Consider the following 21524-nt stretch of genomic DNA (forward strand, 5'->3'; position numbering starts at 1 on the left):
CAACGGCTGGTGGATGAGATTGAGTTCGGGTAACGTTCTCCAAATGCGTGATTTTGGGTATTAGTTTAGGTATGCGTTTCAACAGACTCGGTTAAAGTGGATATGGGCTGTGTAGTCAGGGTATGGCAAGGAAATCGCTTCGGGTAGATCCAGAAAAACTAGAAAAGGTAAAAAGGGCTTTTGAGCGCACAGGATGGACGCAAGACGAACTGGCGAGTGAGGTAGATCTACGTACTCGCCAGCCAATTGGTAAGTTTCTTAGCGGCAAGACTGTTGAGCGTAAATACTTTCAAGAAATCTGCTTCAAGCTCGATCTAGATTGGAAAGAAGTTGCTCATTTACCCAAAAACGCTGAATCTGAACCAGAGGAGAAAGAGCAGAGTAATGCTCCTCCACCCCAGGATGTTGAATCTGAGCTAGCTGAGAAGGCACTGGACAATAGCTGGGATATTGATATCTTGGTGCAGAAGGCAGGAACCCTCCAGGTATCTCCAGACAAGCTCGAACAAGTAAAACAGGCTCTTGAAAATTTTCCGTCGGTAATTCAGGCTAAAGGAGATTTTGAACGCGAAAAAGCGGTGCTTCAGGAAAAAAAGCGTCGCCAAGGATATCTGGATAAGCAAGATGAAATGAGGTTAAATCAAAAAAATCTGAGTTTGGCAGAGAAGTTTAAGACACTGGCAAATAAGATTAAATTAGCTATCCAGTCAATCGAGCAATTTTTCGCAGGTGAGCCAATTGAGCGTGATGTCTTTATCAATATTTGTTCAAAGCTAAAGCAGGAATGGCGTTCAATTCTGGACATTGATTTTTTGAGAGTTATTGTCGAGGTAGTACCACAGATACGTTCGCACTACTACAACAAAATTCAAGACCAGTGCGGCACTTTGCGGATATTGGATGTTGCTCGACCGATTGAGTTAGATGACCTCTATGTTCATGTCAACATTTTGGATGAACCAATTAGTTACGCACGATTAGAGCGTTCTGACTTTCCGCAAATCTATAACCCAACAACTGATGAATTTAATCGGTGGTGCTTGGGCAATGTTCGTAATCCAGAAATACCAGGTCTAGAGGTTATAGAAAATCACTCTAAGTTAATGGTTCTGGGCAGACCAGGAGCAGGTAAAAGCACCTTTTTACAACACATAGCTATCCAATGTAATCAAGGTCAGTTACAAGCTGACCGAGTGCCAATTTTTATCCGGTTAAAAACTTTTGCTGAAGATGCTAGCGATAGAGAAGACTTTAGCCTATTACACTACATTAGCCAACAATTAGATAGCTGTGGCATTGTGAAACAATCGGTAACAGACAAGATACTAAATTACGGTAGAGCGCTGATTTTACTTGATGGTTTGGATGAAGTGCCAGAAGAGGATGGTGATGAAGTTGTAAAACAAATTCGCCGATTTTGTGAAAAGTATTACAAAAATCAGTTTATTATCAGTTGTCGGATTGCTGCTCAACATTATAAATTTCCCAACTTCACTGATGTTGAAGTATCAGATTTTAATGATGAGCAAATTGAGGATTTTGCTAAAAAGTGGTTTATAGCGGTTGACAAAAATTCAGAGGAAGAGGGTAAAGAAAAGGCAACTCGATTTATAGAAAAGCTAAATCTTCCTGAAAACCAGCCTATTCGGGAAATTGCCGTTACCCCTATTTTGTTAATTTTGACCTGTTTAGTTTTTCAATCCAAAACTGAATTCCCATCTAACCGAGCCAAGCTATATGAAGAAGGGCTAGAAATTTTACTGATAAAATGGGATGAATCCAGGGGGATAGAACGGGATAATGCTTATAAAAATTTATCTGCATTACGCAAAAAACAGCTACTAAGTCAGGTAGCAGCAATTACCTTTGAGCGTGGCGATTACTTTTTGGAGCAAGATAAACTACAGCAACTTATCGCAAACTATCTCCGCACCTTACCAGATGCCAATACTGACCCCATCCAATTGCAGCTAGATAGTGAAGCAGTGCTGAAATCCATTGCAGTCCAACATGGGCTATTGGTGGAGAGGGCGCAGCGAATTTATTCTTTCTCCCATCTGACTTTTCAGGAGCATTTTACTGCCAGAGCAATTATTGATAGTCTTAATCCACTCGCTTTGAATAGGTTGGTCAGCCACATAACCAAGAGAAGTTGGCGAGAAGTATTTTTACTAGCAGTTGGCATGATGCAACCAGCCGATCAGCTACTGTTATCAATGAAACAGCAGATTGATGAGCTTGTAGCTGATGATAAGTTACAACAGTTTCTAGCCTGGGTGAACCAAAAATCACTTGCAGTTCAGGTTGCTGACAAGCCGACTGTGAGAGCCTTTTACCTTACCTTTATTCTTGGTCTTGACCATTTCCATGTCCAACAACTTGACCAAGCTCTTAACAATGCTCTTGTCAGTGCCTCTGTCCTTGATGATGCCATTAATTATGCCTGTGTAATTAACGCTACCAAAATTTCCAGTGATGCAATTATTTTCAATAATCCTATTGGTAAGGCTTTTAATGATGCTTATAGTGAGTTTTGTAGCCTAAAAAATGATCTTGCCCTTGCTTTTGACCTTGCCCATAACCTTGCCCATAACTTTAATCGTGAACTGGTAAATGCCCTTCACCCTAAATTTAACCTTAAACTAACCCATTCGCTACAACAACTTAAAAATAAACTACCTGACCCGAATACAGATGAAGAAAAATTTATAGAATGGTGGCAAAATAACGGCCAGCTTTGGACGGATAAATTAAAGTTGGTGATGATTGAATATCGAGATTTAGGTCAGAAGAGTCAGTTCAGCGAGTACCAGAAAAAATTGCTTCAACAGTATTACTATGCTAATAAATTGTTGGTGGATTGCCTCAATAGTGGTTGTGAAGGGTCGCCCAAAGTGCGTGAGGAGATTAAGCATACGTTGTTATTACCAATATCGGAAAGTAAAACTAAAAAACATAACATCTAAACTCTTTTATTATAGGTGTCTTACTAAGAGAATGCTTGATTATATAATAAGCCAGCACCAAGCAAATCCTGCAAAAATATATAACCCGCCTGCTCCAAATCCCCTGCCAAAGAAAAAGTCAAACTCCGAATTATAATCCTACCAACCCTAATATCCAACGGCTCAATTAAAGATGTCGGATACACCAAAATCGCCTCTTCACATCCCGTCGCCTCTGCATAAGCTACCACCTGAGCAATGTCACTCGACGCAGGAGCAGTAGGAACTTTGTACTTAGTATCCAACACATATTTAGCTACCCCCGTTGCCACATCTTGCAACACCAAATCAATATCAAAATATATACCTTGACCGACATACAATCTTTCTTGAGATTTAATATCTAAATCCTGCGGTAATAAAATAGTTTCCCGATGTGCTTTCAACCACTCAGCTACAAATCGTTCGTATAGCCGCGCCATATCAACCAAAAAGGGTAACATCGATCGCTCCCCCATCTCAAAACTTGGCCCACTTTGCTCCAAAAAGAATCGACAAAGTGCGTGTAATAATCGATAATCTTCATTCAAACGGTTGTACTGTCGCCCCACACAAACTTGTGGACTCTTTGGCTGCAAAGTCACCAAACCCTGTAACAAATGATAAGCTCGGCGCACAGTTGGTAACACCCGTTCCGTACACAAACCGCTACGAGCAATACACCAAACAGTCCAAGCTAAAATCTGATTTTCTTCAACATCTGCCGTGTGTTCTTCATAATCGCACTGCACCTTAACATCCCAAGGTTTACTAATAACCTCTCGCACATTAATGCGTCCTCTTACATAAGGTAAATACTCAGTTTTAGGCAGATAAGCACAATAAAATCCTTGACGACCTCGGTTAAGAATTCGATTAGCTAAAATATCAGCCAATCGCTCATAAAAATCCTCTAGAGTCTGACAATCAAAAAGCCCTTCTAAAAAATAAAAACTCTTGAGTTCATAAGCATATTCCAACATCCCCAGGAGATTACCCAATTGCACTTTTGGACGCAATGCCAAGTGGAAATCAGGCGTTAACGGGATATGTCCCACCCATCCTCGTGCAGTTAGTCGCCATCGGTTCCCAGTCTTAGGAGAAGGGAAATCCACAGCTACCTGTGTCTCATAATTGCGCCACAAAGCTTCCCCCACCGCATCGGGAATTTCCGACCGCCCCAACAGCACCGGACTATACTCAACTAACTCAATTACCCGTGGCGGTACTGCACTCATAGGAACACCTGCTGCTTCACCTTATCCCAGCGAAACTGATTTACCTTACTCGGTTGGTCAAAGAAATACTCCTCCAAATATGGCTCAATTTCTAGTCGCCAAATACTCTCAATCTGTTCGGTTATGTTGGGTCGCAGAAAGAAACTAATACCTATTTCATAATGGGGATTTCCAATTTGTTGATTTAGTTGTTTTAACAATTGAATTAATCCCTTTACCGGAAACTCACTTGAAACGTGATAGCGAAGTAAAATTTCGTAGTTCGGGTAAAGAGAAATAAAAGCAAAGCGACGGCGCAGTGCATGGTCTACTAATGCAATTGAGCGGTCTGCTGTATTCATTGTGCCGATAATCCGCACATTATCTGGAATGCTGAAAACTTTCCCAGATGCTAAAGAAATTTCCTCCTGGCGATACTCCAATAAATACATCAATTCGCCAAAAACACGAGCAACATTAGCGCGGTTAATTTCATCAATAATTAAAACACAAATATTCTGACAGTTACCTGCTTTCTGGCAAAATTCCAAAAACCTTCCATCAACCAACGGATAGTCTAATTCTCCATTTTTTCTTTGCGGACGGATACCTTGCACAAAGTCCTCATAAGCATAAGCTGGGTGGAACTGAACAACATCCATAAAACCGTCACCACCACCAATTAAATGTTTAGCTAACTTCTTAGCAATATAAGTCTTTCCCGTGCCAGGTGGCCCATAAAAGATTGCTTGTTTGGTGCGCTCAAGTGCCTGTAACCAAAACTTTAATGTTTCTTCCTCAATTCCAGTATCTTCTGCACATTGGGCTAAGGTATATTCTGGATTTTTTTCAATCGATGGTGGAAAAGGCCCGCCCCCTGGTGAAGGATTGCAAATAGTATCGAATTTTTCCTGACCAATTTCGATTACAGTTCTAAGCCATCCCTTTTCATTGACTTGATGAGGAGTAATGCTATCCCAGTGTACGGGCAACCTATGTCCATGTTTGACGTTGGGAACAAAGTAGTAAGAACCTGTAACCGTACCAATACCAAGCACTTCTTGTGTTCCACGATTTGCAATAATGCGATCGCCCTTTTGAATTTGTGCGAAAACCCAGACTTGATTTACACCGCTTTTTGTCCATTTCTCAGGATATTGGGCAATCAGTTCATCACGTTGAGAGTCAAACTCTGCTCGACTTAAACCAGAAATATCCCCTAACTCCTCCCAACCGATAGCAATGAAACCCCCATTAAGACATTCCTCCCATTGCCAAGCATTTTCTCCTGGTGCAATTTTCCAGTAGCGAGTCCTAAAAGAACTATACTTCTTAATAGCAACCAGCCAATGACAAAACATATCGAATAAGTCATCATCTCGCAAAGCTGGTATGCCTGGTATGTGCATATTATGAGCCAATTCTTGAATAAGCTTACGTCCGGTCGTGTTTATTTCTGGATAATCTGTTAGCTTTTGACTGTAAGAAGTATTAGCAAAGTAATTAATAACTTCTAGCGATTTTTTATTGATTAACAAAAAATTATCAGGTCGAAGTGCATTAAGGATAGGAGAAAGCGTCCCTGCCTGGAACCCTTTAGAATAGGAATTTTCCGAAAATTCCTGGCAACAATTTGACAAGCGAATGGGGTCATTATAGCAGGAAGAAATAAATTTGAAAATTGCTTGAGCAATTAGGTTCCAATGCTCTGATTTAGTCCATCCAGATGCTTCAAATTTTATGCGGACATCAGTAGCTAAAGCCGGAGCAATATGAATCCAAGCGTGCCTTTGCCGATTACTATCAGAATCCGTATAAGGTAGCATCTGTAACAGAACTGCTTCTGTTACGTCTTCTCCAGACTGGAATGCAGAGGAAATCGCCTCAAAATTCCTCTTCCCCTGCTGACGCTGCTCATTATATGCGGCTGTGTGACGTAACCCCGCAGGTGTGGAGGGGTATGATGTAACAAATTCTTGAAACAGTCTGACAAATTCAGCTTTCTTTTCCAATAACATGAAGTATTCGTATTTTGATAGATAATTTAATAGTTTAATCAATTACTCGGCATCTTATACCATTTGTCTGTAACAATGCGCTTAATACTTTCTGCACAAGCTACTATGTCTAGCAAAGATTTCAGCGCAATAAATTACGAAATATTAAGCCGCTCTTTATGGAGAATTGGTATTATTTATAATATCATATCCGGTTGATTATTTTTAATTACCATATCTGTGTAAAAACCTGAAAACCCTCTCTTCTCCTGCTCTCTTAATGAAACAGTAGATTGCTAGTTTATGCAGTACAGTTGATGGAGTAAGCTTTCATTAGGCTAATTCAACTACTTACCTTAGCGTACTCTATTTACCTACAATCTGTTGTAATTATTTAACCGGACACAATATCAGTCATTATTGCTGTTTTATCTTCTCCGAGAGCTTTAATAATCTCATATTCACTATCTTTCAGGTAACGATAACTTTGGGGAGGACGCAAGTAAGACAACTCTTCTTGTAAGCGTTCTAATTCAACAGGATTTTCAAAAAGTCTAATATTTTTAATCAGAATACCAACAATTATTGAGGCTCCTTCATAATAGCTGTTAAACTCTTGTTTTGTAATGCCTATACTGTCTTGGAACTTATTCCAAAAGTTTTTAAGCTCTTTACGTGATGCTTGGCTTTCAATCACATCCTCCACCTCAAATGAACCTACAAAAACCTTTGCAGGAGATGAAACATAAACTAGAACAATATCTCCCTTTTTCAACCGAGTACGCACCCTACGCAACTCTACTTTCTTCGTTTTAGTCTCGAAAATTTGTTTAGCATATTTAGGTTTAATTGAGAGGAGAAGTATAGTAAACAACATAAAAATTCAACTTTTCTGTGAAGTATGAATTCCTAAATTATACACTTTTATAAAGCATTCATTCCGATTTTTTTCCGCCCATTGAAAATCATAATCTTTTCCGCAAATTCGCCGAATTGTTTCTAACATAATAGGAGTGTCAAATAGCTCTATATCACTAAAGCGAATTGCCATTATATTACCATGCTTGTCTCGCTTCACCTTCTCAATATCGCTCAACTTATATACCCCTAATCGTTGAAAACGTTGATAAAGCTCCTTGGGCTTGCCAATGATAACCTCATCCACATAAGAGCAGGCTCGCACAGATTGGACTTCACGAAATCCTTTACCTTTGCGTTCACCCTGTGTTCCACTCACATACCAGAGAATTCGACAGGGAGCTTGTAATCTTCTGAGGTTCTGTATAGCTCCATAATAGACAGCTTCACGGTTGAATGCTAGTTCAGGTTTTGCTCCGAATAAGGTTTGGTTAGCTAACCCTTCATCGAATAAATCTGCGGCCCATTTGGGTTGAATTGGAATGATAAATGTAGGAATATCAGCATCAATAATTTTAGCCGGAAACAGGAAGCGTTCAATGTCTACTGATGCTTGCACATCTGTAAGAATATTTTCTGTATTAAGACTCTCTGCAAATTGAAGACAAATCTGATATTCCTCTCCCAAAGTAGAGCCTAGAGTAATCAGACGCTGTGACAACTCAGATGCAGTTTCAGCTAATGCTAAATTTATCTTCAACCACCCATTTGTAACTCGTCGGAAGGAAGAACTCTCCTGAATGGCTGTCATAACGCTTTCCGCTAAGTACGAATCACTAATCCTTGTAAATTGCCGCTGTTCGCGAGCAGAACGTAATATAGATTTAAAAATTAAGTGGCGTACAAGCGTCCCTGATAGAGGATTATTTTCCACCCGCAGCATCGGAATCTCTAGCTCATGTTTTTTTTGTCTGCCATACACAACCAAAGCTAGTGGTTGATTTTCTTCTTCTCTAACAACCCAACACTCAAATTTATCTGATTCAGCAAGAAATCGACGTAGCTGCTGCTGAAATTCAGCCTTTGTTTCTCCCTGTTCTTCACACTGAAAATAGTTACTTAATAAATCTTCTTGCCCCTTTTGAACTGGTATTTGTTCTAGGTGTGTAGTCCCAGCTAAACGTACAGGCTGATAGTCAAGTTTTCTGCGAAGTTCGTCTAGCTGAGTAATTAGGTCGTTAGGGCGAATGATCGATACTCTAAAATGTTCATAAATTTCGCTACTTAATTCTAATAATTTACTATCTAGGGTGACAAAAACTTGAGAATCAGAGGCAATAGTTCTAGCTAAGTGACGCACCTCAATTTCATCGATCGCTGCCTCTTTATCAGATAATAGACTGCTTAAGGAAGTAACAACAGAATCAAAATTTTGCTGACTGCGTAAACGGGTAAATTTTTGTCGAGCAAAGTTGCGCTGCTTATTCCTTTCTTTACTATCTTTGAGTAAGATTATTTTATTAAAGATTTCATCAGTTATGCACAACTCTAATTCAGTCTGTAGCCAATCAGCAAATAGAGACTTTGATTCAGCAAAATCAGTTTCTTTATCTATATAAATTTCTTCAAAAATTTGCGTATCAATAACTACACATAGTCTCGATTCAAGTTTCTGTGTTGGAGCAGCATCAAATAAATCTGCATGACCGTGGTCGAACCACCAATATATGAGTAGTTTCCCCTCCTTATTTTTTCCGGGCTTATCATATTTAGCAACAAAACCTAGCCTAGACCACATTTTTTCTAATTTAAAATCCTCACGGCAATGTAACCCAATCCCATTAGATTCTTTAGTTATTTGTTTAAGGTAATCGATAAGGAATTTGGCTACCCCTTTACCGCGATGTGCTGGAGCGACGCACAGATGGACTAAGCGATGGCGATTGTGTCTTCGGGTATACTCATATAACACATAGCCGATACACTCCCCTTGAGAATCAACAGCTACAAATATATTCCCGCGTCTCGCATGGTCAACAAAAGCAGTATCAGCAAGAAAGCCAACAGTCTTTCTATTGGCATCCCCCAGTGCTATGACGGTTTGTAAATGTGGGGATTTTTCGTCAATTACTTCAATTTTCACTTCCACTGTCTCTCTGCTTTTAATTGGGTATCTCTGCATTGTGCTTGAGAGCAAATTATTACCTCTCAAGTTCAGAGTACCCGATATCCGTATTCTGATTACACCTCATGTGCAATGCTTGACTGAGAGCCTGATTGTTGGGTTGGTTTCATCGGGTGGGCGGCTAACCGGATGGACGCAAGAGGACGCTTGTAAGAGGCTTTTTTCAGGGTAGAGTCGCCTCTCTAAAAACCTTTAACAGTGGGTATGGGGTGAGAGAGTATAACAGCGCTCACTACTAAATTCTCTAAAAATCTAAAAACCCATTCTTTCTTCGTCAATTTTTGCTTGCTCAATACTTTTTTCTAGGATAAAGGCATAATCATCAATCCAACGTTTCACATTTTCGTTATTTTCTCCTTGTTTGAAATCAAGTAATCTTTCCCTACTCTCTTGATAATATAGGCTTGCTAAGCCTGTCCATCCCTCTGTTGAGAAGTTGGAAATTAAACTATTTCGTACATCCTCTCGCTCTCCATATCGCACTAGCACTTCCCGTGCTAAGCAGATTTGGCCTTCTTCTCGAAAAAGCGTTTTAGGCACGAAAGAGGCAAGATACTGTGCGCGTGTGTCCACATCTTCATTAACCCACTCCCAAATTTTCTCAGGAGGCATGACTGTTAGCATCCCTTGTGCTGCTGGGAAAAGGTCATTACCTCGTAGCCATTGACTGATATGAAATGCCTGCGAATTTATGGGGTAATCTAAATATTTTGTAACTAATTGCCATACATCTTGGGAATATTTTCGAGTAATATAATTAAGAATATTTTGAGTTTCGCCACCTCGCACAATAGAGGAAAAATTATTAAAATGCTTGAGCATTTCATCGACCAGTCTTAGACTTTGTTCCGGGTATAGTTGCAAAAAAGCTTTTCCTATTTTGCTCCACAAGTAATCGTCCGTTCCATAGTCTTTACTCACAGTATTTTCATGAAAATCCAGATAGTGAGTCAGAATTCTAAAAGTTAGGTTTTCTGGCATTAGATAAGGAATTTCCTGGCGATTAAAGTCTTTATGAAGGTAATGGGAATTGTACAAGCTTAGTATGATGGAAGCAGAATCTTCATGTGAGCTATTAAGAAGAAATTCAATCCATTGCACAAATATGTCCTCAGACATCTTTTGAACAAAACCGTTCATTACTCCAAATTGAGTAACATTGACAACACCTTTTTTAGCTAGACTGAGGGTACGCAAAGCTGCTCTATCTGATTGGCCAGAACGCCGAGTCAATTCAGCAATCCAAACCTCTAAATCTTCATCTTCAAAAAGAGCATCTAGTTGATTCTCCCACGCTTCTATATTTTCTTCAAACAGAAACCGAAAGTACCCACTTAACAAATCGATGCTGGCATTTAAAGTCACGGTTCGCTGGGTGTCTATAAGTTTTTGTAAAAGTGTAAATTCTTGGTCATTTTGGCCTAGCTCATACCCAAAAAGATAGGCATTCTTGGCTTTGTTGGTCATTAGCCAATTCAGATCTGCTTCAAGTAAAGACTGATTCAAAAAACATTGTTGAGCTAGCTCTTTAATTTTGAGTGGCACTTGATTAACACGATTTCCATCTTCATCTATCTCGTCTGTAAACAAAGAGAGCGTACCAATATAGCGCTTCATCATTGAGTGAAAATCATTGCCAATCAGTTGCTCCTTTAACTGCTCCCATCGCTGTTGTATCTTCGGGGAGATTTCTTTAGAAGCATACAGAATAATACGATCAATTGTCTGAAGAACTTTTCCTCCATCTACATAAGGCTTTTGTGCAACTTCACTTACAGTGTCAATAACCATGTCGGCGAGATCCGGTATCTGCCCCACTCCTCTTGCTTGCTCAAGGAAAATATCGACAACTTTTGTTGGTTCATCATCTGGTAGTGTGTCTAATCGTTCGCGCAGCAATTGCCATACTTCGCGATAGGCATCCCCTAGCTCTCCATAAGTTTTCGGCTTCCACAAGTCGGGTTCTCTCCGCAATCCCTGGTACTTAGCACCAACAAACCGCATCAAATCCCGTGACTCCAGTGCTTCGTTGCAAGCAAGGATGGCGATCGCACGTCGCTCTTTTGATTCCGAATTCAAGGCTTCTCTGAGAACTGGGAGTCTCTCCAATGGTGGAGCTTCTGTTGGAGATAAACCTCTGTAACCGAACGAAAACAGGTTTGCGAAAACCCCACTAGCATTATTCGCCCACTTTTCATTTTCTGCTTCTCCAAGAAGCAACAGTAATCTTGCTGCGTCTAGAAATAGCTCTCGCCAGACAGCAATCCTCTCTAAGGCTCCCACAACTTCCCGACGACCTGTAGTGAATTGGAGAAGTTCTTCTTTACTCCATCTGGCAATTGTTCGCTTGAGGTATTGCAAAGCTGATGTTGGATCGGCCTGAGTCAGTGCGAAAAAAAAATGCGCTCCCAGTTTTGTCTTTAAGTAATTATCATCCCGGAATGGCCCCTCTTCTCCCAGAAGCTTTCCAACAACAATACTAGCTCCCTCGGATTGAGCAGCATAGACAAACATTTCGTAGAACCACGCTTGTAGCGGTGAATTTTCTGGGATGTCAGCTAGAAACTCAGCGAGATTAAATGAGTTGCCGTAAATATCCCACCATTCAGTCCACATTCGTATATGTAGAGCAGCTGGCGTTATGTACAGAGTGCTAACACCTTGCAGAATTTTCCGCTTTTGTAATTCTCGAATAATTTCTTGAAATCTAGCCCATGTTATATCGCTGTAGCCTTTTTCTATAATTTTGGCAATGGCTTTTGCTTCCAGGTCTACTGAGTTTTTGTATCCAAACCGCTTGAATAGTGCAATGTAAGATAAGACTCGCTTCTTTCTCTTTACTTCTTCACTATTTGGGTCATCATAACCAGCTACTATGCGGTCATAAATGCCTTCAAAAGGGCGCAGAATATCATCTGGATATAGCTTTAAGTTAATTCCTATCATGTGAGCAAATTTAGGTGAGGAGCCAGCAAATTCTGCCCACCGCTCAACATTAGAATCAGGCGCATATCTTAAGATAATTTTTTGGATATCTTCCGTCGTTAAATTTGGTATATCAGCGTAATTGATATCATACTCTAAAGATTCAGGTTGATTATAAATTGTGATTATCTTGACCCGACATTCTTGATTTTTTAATTTATTCCAAAAGAAGATTCTATCTTGCTGGCTACATTCATCAACGACTAATATAAGATTAAATGAATTATCCCGCTTGTTAATCTGGTTGAGTAATGAACTACTTTTCAACTCATCCGCTCGTGTATAAATCACTAAGGGTGCAATATCTTTGGGCCTGGTTGCCTCTAAAACAAACCTGGTCTTACCTGTACCTGATTCAGCAATGATTCTTATGTGTTTTGCTTTATCGTTAGAACGCAAAGTTTGTTGGATTGAGGCGGCTTTCTCTTCATAGTCAGCACTGGGAATGTATGGGGTTTTCATATCTCCATTATTCGACCATTCTTCATGGGATTGAAATGGGAGAGTGTAGCGCTTTAACTCAAGTACAAGAGATGGAAATGGTTCTAGAAACCCAATTAATTGATTTTGACTCAATACATTTACTTTTGGTTCTGTGTAACCGCATATTTTAAAATATTCAATCAAGAAGTCTCGAGCTTTTATATGCTCTCCTTCCACTAGATCCTGCCCAAAACAAACTATAACGTAAGTTCCATTTTTGTCCAGCTTGTCTTTTATGCTTTCACCTAAATTCTCTCGACTAACCTCTTTGTCCCTAAATAATTCTTTTTGTATTTGTGAACGCTTCCAAGGTTTGAAAGAATGTCCTACCTTGATTTGATAACCCGTATGACCAGGCATGATGAGACCGTTGTCAAGTAGGCCATCACAATCGTCAACTGAAGCATCAATTCCACCATCTGCCACATTAATTCGATGGGATACACGAATTTTACTGAGCGGAACTCCGCTCCGCCGTGCTTCCGCCCAAAGAAGTTTACGAAAAAAGTCCACCGCTTCATTTGGATTCAAACGTTCCAACTCTTCTTTTTTGGCTGTAAAGATTGTGTCCAAAATTATCAACCTCTTCCAATCTTTTGAGTAGAAACTAAATCTTAATTCCAATCTTCAAAGCCGGATTATTCTCCCACCTATCTGCCACATGAGCATACAAAGAAGTCGTCCTGGGATCTGCGTGTCCCAGTAAATCCTGCACTTGCCGCAAATCCGCCCCCGCCCTTAGCGCCAGCGTCCCAGCCGTATGTCTGAGACTATGAGCGGATATTGTCCGACCCGGCTTATGTTTCAACCCCGTTTGCTTCAAATAATTATCCACAATCAATCGTATCCCCCGCCGCGACAGTCTTTGACCCCCCGCCCGATAACCCACCGCAATGAACAACGGACTCGATAATTCCAACACTTCCCCACTAGCTTTCCGCGCTTCCAAATAATTCATCAACGCCAGGGCAATATCTGGCGTCAGCGGCACAATTCTAATATTCCGCTTCCCTTCCACCCGAATGCCCAGATTATCTCCTTGCTGCACCAAATCTTCTATACTCGCCCGGTGCAGTTCCACAGTACGCGGCCCCAATAGGGGCATAATTGCCAGCAGCACTTTATCCCGCAGCGCCTTCACGCTACCATCGGTAGGAACCGCTGCCAACAGCTTCTCCACCTCTGACTTTTCCAGAAAAGTGATTTTCTCAGCCGGGTCGCGTTTTTCCCGTGGTGGCTTGATGCCAAGGGCTGGATTGGCCACCATCAGCCCATGTTCTACTGCGGCATCGTAGAAGCGCCGCACGACCGATAACTTCAGAGCGATCGTCGCTGGTTTAGACTTTTCAACTTCCACCAAAAAGTGACGATAGCGCTTGATATCTTCCCTCGTAGCGGTAGCTGGATTGACATTGAAGCGATCGCACCAAGCTACAAACAAATGCAGCTGGTAACGGTAAGTAGCGATCGTATCCGATGAAGCATCCCCAGCCGCCACATCAAGAGTGAGGAAATCAGCAAAGGCTGCCTCTAACTGTTGGGTCGTAATTGCATATAGTGACTGCGGTTGTGACACAGCCAGAAGAGTTGAATCCTGTTCGAGTGCCATACCCAATCAACCACCTCAGAAAGAGGAAGCACTAAAGAGATGGGCATTATTATATAACGCTGACTGACTAATAATCCCCATAACTCCGGTTATGGGGATTATTACGAGGGCTCAAGCTCGTTCTGGCTGCTCACCCACACCACAGTTCGATCGCTCCGGACTGCATCAAGTGCTACTATAGCACTTAACAGCATACTAATGGCTCTCTGCCTGCTGTGCTACGGTAACATACTATGGGCCATAGTTGGCATACCATCCGCTACAAGGTATCCTTAAAAGCAGCACGCCTGTGGCATAAGCAATGGCGACCAACAATAAACGGATCGTAGGCTACTTACCGCCTGAATATCACAACAAGCTGCGCGAGTACATGAAGGAACAATCCCTGACCGAAAGTGCAGCGCTCGTGAGGATTGTCAGACAGTTTTTCTCTAGGGCTGTTTCCTCTGATGTCCCACAAACCACAGAGGAGAAAGACGATACAATTGCATCCTTGGAAGCGGACATGGCTCGTGTATTGCACCGCCTGATGGTTTTGGAAGAGGAAGTAGCATCAATTCAGCAGCGAAGAGTCGGTAAATCTCAAGCGTATCCGTTCTCCAGACCACCATTACTGCCGCCTCTTCCAGAAGACCAATTGGCAACGAGACTTGGTGTGATGCCTTCCTCAATTAAGGAAGCAGCTCAAAAAGGAGAAGATTATTTTAAAGATTGGAGCAAGCGAAAAGATCCAGGCTCAAGAGCTTGGCAAAAGCGAGGAAACCTCTTCCATCCCTTGTATGACTGAAGCATCGGTAAAAAGATGTAGGGTGTCGGAATATTTATGGTCAACTACCCCGCTAACTGCGTCTTCTGTCTAGTGAGGGCTTGCATCTTGGCTCCACCGCAGTTCAGAGAACCTTTTCAGGATTTCGGCTAATGCTTCATTACCAGATACATTAATCTCAACATAACAGCTATGCTGAGCTAATTTCCGGCTCTACTTTTAGATATCCCGCCGCAACGCAATCTTCTATAATCTGCTCGACCAATGGCCACAGGGCTGGCGCTCCCTTTTCGACCGCCCGCATCCGATGTAGCACTTGGGAGCGGGTAACACCATGCAATCGCCAGGTATGACCTTGGGTTTGTTGGTTATTCAATAAGGGCTGCAAGCAATCTAGCGCCCTAGCCCACTTTGCCGAAGCTGTCGAATGAGCCTCAAACTCCTCCCACAAAGCACGTAGTTCCGCACCTTGCTCAACGGGAAGCAGTGCAAAGATGCGCTGGGCTGCCAGTAATTCTCGCTCTGCTTTATCCTGGTTGCCAGTAATGTCATAGCAAAAAGTATCGCCAGCATCGATTTCTACAATGTCGTGCAGCAGCAGCATCTTAATAACCCGCAGCATATCGACATTTGGGGGTGCGTACTCAGCCAGTACAATTGCCATCATCGCCAAGTGCCAGGAGTGTTCGGCACTGTTCTCTTGACGCGAGCCATCTGTGAGTAAAGTTTGACGTAAAATACTTTTGAGTTTATCGATTTCGATGATGAACTGGATTTGTCGAGTAAGTTTGTGATTCTGCACTTTAAATCTCCGAAAAAAGAACGGCATTCCTAAATTCGTTGCACGCTAATCTTTATAAAAAATCTGAGTCAAGTGCCACAAATTATCCCGGTTGTGTTAGTTCTGTGGGAGTGCCATTACAATCCATCCAAGAACAATTATCGAATTTGGCACCAATCTTTCCTCCTCTGCCCCGTGCGACAGCGGTAGCTGAAGCGGCAGAGTACGGCAAACCTTTGGCTCTATGTCCTAACAAAAATCAAGCCGTTCTCCGTATTTTTGATGAAGTAGCACGAGCAATGGAGTCGATGTAGATGATGCCAACTTGCATAAAGAATGGTAACTATGGTGTTGAAGAGGGCTACCAACCAGAGAGCCGGGACAATGCAACAGAAAGATTTGTCCCCCGTTCCCCGCTCTTGAGTTCCCTTCCCTTATCCAAATGTTTCATTGCCTGATACCAATCCACTTTAATTCGTTGCCTGATACTAATTCACTTTAAATAGTGTCACTAATCTTTCCCCCTGCTCTTGATGCCCCCTGCCCCCTGCTGTGAATAGTAAATGTGACAGCGTTTGAGTGAAGTGGTATTACTGGTAGCCTTGAAGAAGGAGTAGTGAAATATTCCCACTCCCCATTCCTCGCCCAAGCCCGAACTTACCTTATTAAACCCAACGAAAGTATGAGTACCAGACGAGTGACGCGCCCGCCTGCTGAAAGAAGCAAACTCAAGAATGTCGCTTTGTTTAGCGCCGATGATGATGCGGTTCCTTCTACGGTGGCGCTGGATAAGATTACGCTGCCTTCTACTCAACCACGGCGCTATTTTGACAAAGAGGCAATGCAATCTTTGGTGGAGTCGGTGAAGAAAGATGGCATTCTCCAGCCCCTCTTGGTCAGACCAGTGGGAGACAAGTACGAGTTGGTGGCAGGTGAGCGGAGATACCGAGCGGCACAAGAGGTGGGGTTAAGTGAAGTACCCGTGACGGTGCGAGCGATGTCGGACGAGCAGGCGGTACAGTATGCTCTGACAGAGAATTTGCAACGGGAGGATTTGAATCCGGTTGAGGAAGTAGAAGGGATTTTACAGTTATTGGCTATCAAGCTGGGAACGGATAGGGAAGCGGTTATCTCGTTGCTGAATAAATTAGCTAAGGTGAAAAGAGGTTTGGCGGACAACGTTGTACGCCCGGAAGAACAACTCTTAGTTGAAGAGGTGTTTGCTGCCATAGGAAGGCTTTCGCCAGAGTCGTTTAGAACTCATCGGCTTCCGCTACTGAATTTGCCAGGGGATATTCTAGAAGCTCTGCGTTCTGGCAGCATTGAGTATACTAAGGCGAAAGAGATAGCTAAGTTAGATTCGGAGTCTGAGCGGACAGCACTGCTTGAGGAAGCAATTGCACGATCTTTGTCCTTGAGTCAAATTCGAGAGCGGGTGAAAGCAGGTAAACCTGCAAAAGAAACTGAGGAACTACAGAACCGTTTTGACACTACTATTAAGCAAATAAAGAAGTCTTCGGTGTGGAAGAATCCGAAGAAGCGGAAGAAATTAGAATCTTTGCTGGCACAAATGGAAGCTTTGATTGCCGGGGAGGACTGATAGTGGCTAAAAAACAAAAGGTTTGTCAAAATGCAAAACTGATGAGCCAATTTAACAGCAGTTTGCCAACACACAGATAACTAAAGCCTCAGCATTGCGTCGCGCTCAAAAAGCTTTGTTAGTTGACTATGAAATTCCTTATTTCTGGACACCTTACGTTTTGGTGGGCAATTGGCTTTCGTTCTGGCACTACACTCTCACCGTCACAGCGCAGCTTGACGGGAGTCTTCTTGCGGAAGAGTGATAAATGTTTTAATCAATCACGAACAAGTGGTACTAGCTTGTTCTTTTTGTAATTTCTCAATTGGCACATAATTCCCCTTATATCCCAATCCAGCAATTAAATCCATGAATGCTTTAATAATTGAATCCTGCCGCAATTGTTCTGGCGCTTTTAAGCCAATCAGAGCTAATTCACTCCCTTTTTTATCTTTTAAGTTATCGGCATTAGTAAGAGGTATACCTTCTGGGGTGAGATAGCAAATCAGATCTGGCCCCATCGCGATCGGTCTGCCACCTTGCCAAGCAATCAAGTTTTCGTTCAAATAATCGACGCGAACTTCTTTATTTTGATTTCTGAGGGTTAAAGTTCCGGATTGAAAGCGAGGATCTTCTTCTTGTTTTACTTCAGTTATTTTTCCTTGGAAAAGCAGGAAAGCATTTTTATTGTCAGCAGAACAACCGTTGTTTAAAAAGTCTATTAATACTGTAATTGGGTTGAGTTGTTTTTGTTTAGCTTCGCGGAGAATCGCTCCTATTTGCAGTGCTTTGGTGATTGTACCTTTAATGACTGGTTTGCGATCGCGAATCGTTTGACCGTTCATCGCATAAGTTGCCATCACACCTTGAAAACCAAATTCTTCTGTACCTACGATTTTTTCGGCAAATCGAGCCATAATTGAAGAAGTTTTTGCGTCAATCACCGCTTTAACTTGTTTATCCTGTTCAGGCTTAATATTGGCGAGAGTAGAGGGGTAAATAGGAATATCAGACCAGTAGTAAGTACACAGGCTTAATTCTGGTAATGACCTTCCTGCACCATCAGCGTCAACTACTGGAATGTGATGAGCATTCGCTGTCAGCATAGCCGCGAGAAGGTTTGCCGTACCTATTTCTCCTGCAAGGCTGTAGGAGAAATCCTTATCCATTTTCAACGCTGTCTGTAAATATTCAAAAGTCGCAATCAAAATTTGAATTTCAATCGGGTATTGCTCAACCCCTTTAAGGCTACGGAACATTTTTTTATTCAGCAAAACTTTGGGGGAAGCGTTTGAAGAACGGGTATTATCTGGCAAAGAGGCATCTGCTGCACTTATACCTAAGATAACTGCGCCCCAATCGTCAACACCCAATTCTTCAACTTCTTTCAGTTGAACAGGACAATTAATAAATGTAGCTAAGTAATAACCCAGTTCCAGGGAACCACCGCCTCCGCTTCCCAAAAGAGCGGCTCCATTAATGATGTCTTTAAGGTCTTGGTCGTTGATTTCTGTCATCTGACTACTCTGCTTTTTATGCTAGTACGGGTCTAAATCCTAGATGTTGCTAAATGTTACAATTAGGACTTAGGCTATTTTAAGTTTGATATGTCGATATTCAGTGTATACTCAAAACTTGAGCATTTAAATGCTCTGTAAAATTTGTGTATAAATCTTGACAATACAGTAGATAACTAACTCAACAAAAGTAAGTATCTACTGCTCTTGTTTAATTGCTTTAATGAGGAAGTAGAAGTATATGTCCAGAGAAAGCTTAGAACAGTTTAAAGAAGTCCTCCTGAAATACACGACACTGCAAGAGAGGCTAAAAGCGACAGCAGACACAGAAAGTTTTGTGAAGCTAGCGGTAAAACTGGGTGAAGAAAGCGGTTACAGTTTTACTGCTGAGGAGGTAAAAGAGGCGCTCCAAGAAGAAACCGAACGTCTAGCCAAGCCGCCAACAATTGAAGATGTTGTTGCTCGGTTTAAAATAGTGGTTAACTATTACTAAATCCCTTGCTATTGCTTAAAAGCATCTCGATTGTTTCAAACCCTTGGCACAAAGGTTTAGTCTATGAATGGTTCAATGGAAGATTATCTAAGAGTAGTTATTCCCCATCTTAACTCTGAGTTAGTGTCTTCCGAAGCCTTATCCCGCATCCAGGCATTAGCGCAAATCTTGCCACATTTCTCAGTTGCGGGATTTGAATGTCGTTTAGGTGAGGAACAATCGAGAGTAGATTTTCAAGTTAGTTTTCCTCAACTAATCCTGAATCTGCCAGAGAGTTTTTTAACTCATTCTGTTTGGGGAACCTTTCAGAATTTTTGCCAGCAGTGGATTGATCCAACATCTGTTTTGTACCGAAATGTTGAGCGTCTCTGGCTAGAATTCGATTTGCTTGAGCAATCTTCACAGGTGCCAATTCCCTGTCTTTTCTTAGTGCTGAATCAGGAAAATATCGGTGAGTTTCAAGATTTAACCGAAACAGTTCTCAGGTTACTTAACAATCGGACTGATTCACTGCTTGAATCGAATCTTCGGCTTTGTGCTAATTCCATACCTGATGGTGGCAGGATTGCACATCTCGGTGCGATGTTATCTCGCACAGCCAAGGAGGTAAGGGTAGTTGTTAAGGGAATTTCATCACAACAGTTGTTAGATTATTTGGTAAAAATTGGCTGTACAAATATAACAGATACGTTAAAATCTCTTGTCTTTACCTTATCTGAGTTTGCCGATACTCTAGGCTTGAGCTTTGATGTTGGTGATATTGTGCATCCCAGAATTGGTTTGGAATATTTTTGGGAAAAACAGCCTCCCGATGAACCACGTTGGCAATTATTTCTAGACTGTTTAGTCGAGATGGGTTTATGTACCCCAGCTAAGCGAAACGCTCTCCTCGCTTGGCCTGGATTTTCCCAGAAAGCAGATCTACCAGAATTATGGCCTACGAATCTGGCAGGAGCCGATCTTTTTCTGGGGAATAAGGCGTTAAGCGTTTTTTGGAGAACTATTAATCATATAAAAGTTATCTATGAACCGGGCAATGAATTGGAAACTAAAGCATATCTAGGGTTTGGTCATAATTGGCTGAATGCTAGTGATTTAAATGGAGGAAAGGTATCAAAAACCGAAGATTATAATCAAAGCATTTTACCCCCTATTAATGACACTGAGGTTGAAGTTTCCCAATACTTAAAACAAGTTTGTAGCTACTACGATAGGATGAACCCACTGTATTTGAAGTATATAGGTAAAACCTATCAGGCAGGTGTGTTCCCGACGGACTCAGACACAGACCACTATCGTAATAGCAACCTTTACTTTGCAAATCGAGCAGGTATCCAACCCGGACATCGTATCCTAGATGCTGGTTGTGGTGTTTGTGGCCCTAGTATAGACATTGCTCGAAATATCAAGGGAATTGCAATTGATGCCATCACCATATCTTCGGTTCAAGCTGATACGGCTAGAGAGTTAGTGCAGGAGGTAGGACTAGCTGACCAGATTCAGATTCATATCGGCGACTTTCATCACCTCCCCTTTGCCGATGAGGTGTTTGATGTGGTATTTTTCTTGGAATCAACCGGATATTCCTACGACCATCAACGTCTCTTTGCGGAAGTCTACCGAGTGCTGCGTCCAGGGGGGAACTTGTACATCAAAGATGTTTTCTGTAAGGAATTGTCTCTATCAAACGAAGAGCAGCAGGAACTTGCAGAATTTTACCGGATTTACGTTTACAAAACTACCAAGATAAGCGAAATTAAAGAGTCAATTGCATTGGCTGGTTTTCAGGAAATCAGCAGTCGCGATTTAAGAGAAATTAACCACACAAAATTGTTTAGCAAGGCAATGTTTGATTACAAAAATGGATTGCCTGGGTTAACAGAATTTGGTAAATTTCATTACCGCCAATTTCAATGTCTGCCAGTATTTTTTGGAGAAATTAAGGCTCGCAAGCCCAGCACCTAACCCCCCAACCCCCTTCCCGATCCCCCCTACCCCCCTTAAAAAGGGGGGTAGGGAAGGGGGAGCCGGAAAGCCCCTCTCCTTGCAGGGGAGGGGTTGGGGGAGGGG

Annotated in this window: 15 protein-coding genes; 7 read left to right on the plus strand and 8 right to left on the minus strand. The window is 41.9% G+C overall.

The window, feature by feature from the left end; all coding sequences use genetic code 11:
• Positions 1–122 precede the first annotated feature (122 nt).
• On the plus strand, positions 123–2966 hold the full coding sequence (locus H6S82_RS01195) for an NACHT domain-containing NTPase (RefSeq protein ID WP_190467617.1): 2844 nt from the start codon (positions 123–125) through the stop codon (positions 2964–2966).
• A 23-nt stretch (positions 2967–2989) separates the two neighbouring features.
• Here the strand turns inward: H6S82_RS01195 and H6S82_RS01200 are convergent, their stop codons facing one another.
• The 6 genes from H6S82_RS01200 to H6S82_RS01225 form a co-directional block, all read right to left on the minus strand.
• Positions 2990–4222: a restriction endonuclease gene (locus H6S82_RS01200; protein ID WP_190467620.1), complete on the minus strand. Its 1233-nt coding sequence runs from the start codon at positions 4220–4222 to the stop codon at positions 2990–2992.
• The gene (locus H6S82_RS01205) at positions 4219–6219 is read right to left on the minus strand and encodes an AAA family ATPase (RefSeq protein WP_190467622.1); all 2001 of its coding nucleotides are present in this window, start codon (positions 6217–6219) and stop codon (positions 4219–4221) included. Before H6S82_RS01205 ends, H6S82_RS01200 begins: the two co-directional genes overlap by 4 nt.
• Before the next feature lie 373 nt (positions 6220–6592).
• Complete coding sequence (locus H6S82_RS01210) at positions 6593–7075, minus strand: hypothetical protein (protein ID WP_190467624.1); 483 nt, start codon at positions 7073–7075, stop codon at positions 6593–6595.
• Positions 7076–7081: 6 nt separating this feature from the next.
• On the minus strand, positions 7082–9199 hold the full coding sequence (locus H6S82_RS01215) for a GNAT family N-acetyltransferase (RefSeq protein WP_206756840.1): 2118 nt from the start codon (positions 9197–9199) through the stop codon (positions 7082–7084).
• Between the two features lie 294 nt (positions 9200–9493).
• Positions 9494–13282, minus strand: a complete 3789-nt coding sequence (locus H6S82_RS01220; RefSeq protein ID WP_190467627.1) for a hypothetical protein — start codon at positions 13280–13282, stop codon at positions 9494–9496.
• A 34-nt stretch (positions 13283–13316) separates the two neighbouring features.
• A complete protein-coding gene (locus H6S82_RS01225; protein WP_190467630.1) occupies positions 13317–14318 on the minus strand; it encodes a tyrosine-type recombinase/integrase in 1002 nt (333 codons plus the stop codon).
• Positions 14319–14619: 301 nt separating this feature from the next.
• Here H6S82_RS01225 and H6S82_RS01230 point away from each other — a divergent pair, with 301 nt between their 5' ends.
• Complete coding sequence (locus H6S82_RS01230) at positions 14620–15105, plus strand: hypothetical protein (protein WP_190467632.1); 486 nt, start codon at positions 14620–14622, stop codon at positions 15103–15105.
• Between the two features lie 169 nt (positions 15106–15274).
• On the opposite strand, the gene H6S82_RS01235 is transcribed toward H6S82_RS01230, so the two are convergent.
• Positions 15275–15886, minus strand: coding sequence for an HD domain-containing protein (locus H6S82_RS01235; RefSeq protein ID WP_190467634.1), 612 nt, complete (start codon positions 15884–15886; stop codon positions 15275–15277).
• A gap of 38 nt (positions 15887–15924) precedes the next feature.
• On the opposite strand from H6S82_RS01235, the gene H6S82_RS01240 reads away from it, so the two are divergent.
• The 3 genes from H6S82_RS01240 to H6S82_RS01250 all read left to right on the plus strand — a co-directional run bounded on the left by H6S82_RS01240 (position 15925) and on the right by H6S82_RS01250 (position 17709).
• Positions 15925–16179, plus strand: coding sequence for a hypothetical protein (locus tag H6S82_RS01240; protein WP_199315396.1), 255 nt, complete (start codon positions 15925–15927; stop codon positions 16177–16179).
• Positions 16180–16547: 368 nt separating this feature from the next.
• Entirely contained in the window at positions 16548–17465 is a 918-nt protein-coding gene (locus tag H6S82_RS01245) for a ParB/RepB/Spo0J family partition protein (RefSeq protein WP_190467636.1), read from the plus strand.
• Between the two features lie 94 nt (positions 17466–17559).
• A complete protein-coding gene (locus H6S82_RS01250; protein WP_190467639.1) occupies positions 17560–17709 on the plus strand; it encodes a hypothetical protein in 150 nt (49 codons plus the stop codon).
• Between the two features lie 16 nt (positions 17710–17725).
• On the opposite strand, the gene H6S82_RS01255 is transcribed toward H6S82_RS01250, so the two are convergent.
• On the minus strand, positions 17726–18961 hold the full coding sequence (locus tag H6S82_RS01255; RefSeq protein WP_190467642.1) for a DUF917 domain-containing protein: 1236 nt from the start codon (positions 18959–18961) through the stop codon (positions 17726–17728).
• 241 nt (positions 18962–19202) lie between these two features.
• Between H6S82_RS01255 and H6S82_RS01260 the strand changes: the two genes are divergently transcribed.
• Positions 19203–19454, plus strand: coding sequence for a Nif11-like leader peptide family natural product precursor (locus H6S82_RS01260; RefSeq protein WP_190467646.1), 252 nt, complete (start codon positions 19203–19205; stop codon positions 19452–19454).
• A gap of 63 nt (positions 19455–19517) precedes the next feature.
• Positions 19518–21419 carry a class I SAM-dependent methyltransferase gene (locus H6S82_RS01265; RefSeq protein WP_190467649.1) on the plus strand — a complete coding sequence of 634 codons (1902 nt, stop codon included), beginning with the start codon at positions 19518–19520 and terminating at the stop codon, positions 21417–21419.
• The last annotated feature ends 105 nt before the right edge of the window (positions 21420–21524 follow it).

The sequence above is a fragment of the Planktothrix sp. FACHB-1355 genome, assembly GCF_014748295.1.
Lineage (GTDB): Bacteria > Cyanobacteriota > Cyanobacteriia > Cyanobacteriales > Aerosakkonemataceae > Aerosakkonema > Aerosakkonema funiforme_A.

Excerpts from the sequence above, each read along its gene's own strand:
- H6S82_RS01205 (WP_190467622.1), bottom strand. The coding sequence starts at position 6,219 with ATGTTATTGGAAAAGAAAGCTGAATTTGTCAGACTGTTTCAAGAATTT.
- H6S82_RS01260 (WP_190467646.1), top strand. The coding sequence starts at position 19,203 with ATGTCCAGAGAAAGCTTAGAACAGTTTAAAGAAGTCCTCCTGAAATAC.
- H6S82_RS01210 (WP_190467624.1), bottom strand. The coding sequence starts at position 7,075 with ATGTTGTTTACTATACTTCTCCTCTCAATTAAACCTAAATATGCTAAA.
- H6S82_RS01195 (WP_190467617.1), top strand. The coding sequence starts at position 123 with ATGGCAAGGAAATCGCTTCGGGTAGATCCAGAAAAACTAGAAAAGGTA.
- H6S82_RS01200 (WP_190467620.1), bottom strand. The coding sequence starts at position 4,222 with ATGAGTGCAGTACCGCCACGGGTAATTGAGTTAGTTGAGTATAGTCCG.
- H6S82_RS01230 (WP_190467632.1), top strand. The coding sequence starts at position 14,620 with ATGGCGACCAACAATAAACGGATCGTAGGCTACTTACCGCCTGAATAT.
- H6S82_RS01265 (WP_190467649.1), top strand. The coding sequence starts at position 19,518 with ATGAATGGTTCAATGGAAGATTATCTAAGAGTAGTTATTCCCCATCTT.
- H6S82_RS01245 (WP_190467636.1), top strand. The coding sequence starts at position 16,548 with ATGAGTACCAGACGAGTGACGCGCCCGCCTGCTGAAAGAAGCAAACTC.
- H6S82_RS01225 (WP_190467630.1), bottom strand. The coding sequence starts at position 14,318 with ATGGCACTCGAACAGGATTCAACTCTTCTGGCTGTGTCACAACCGCAG.
- H6S82_RS01255 (WP_190467642.1), bottom strand. The coding sequence starts at position 18,961 with ATGACAGAAATCAACGACCAAGACCTTAAAGACATCATTAATGGAGCC.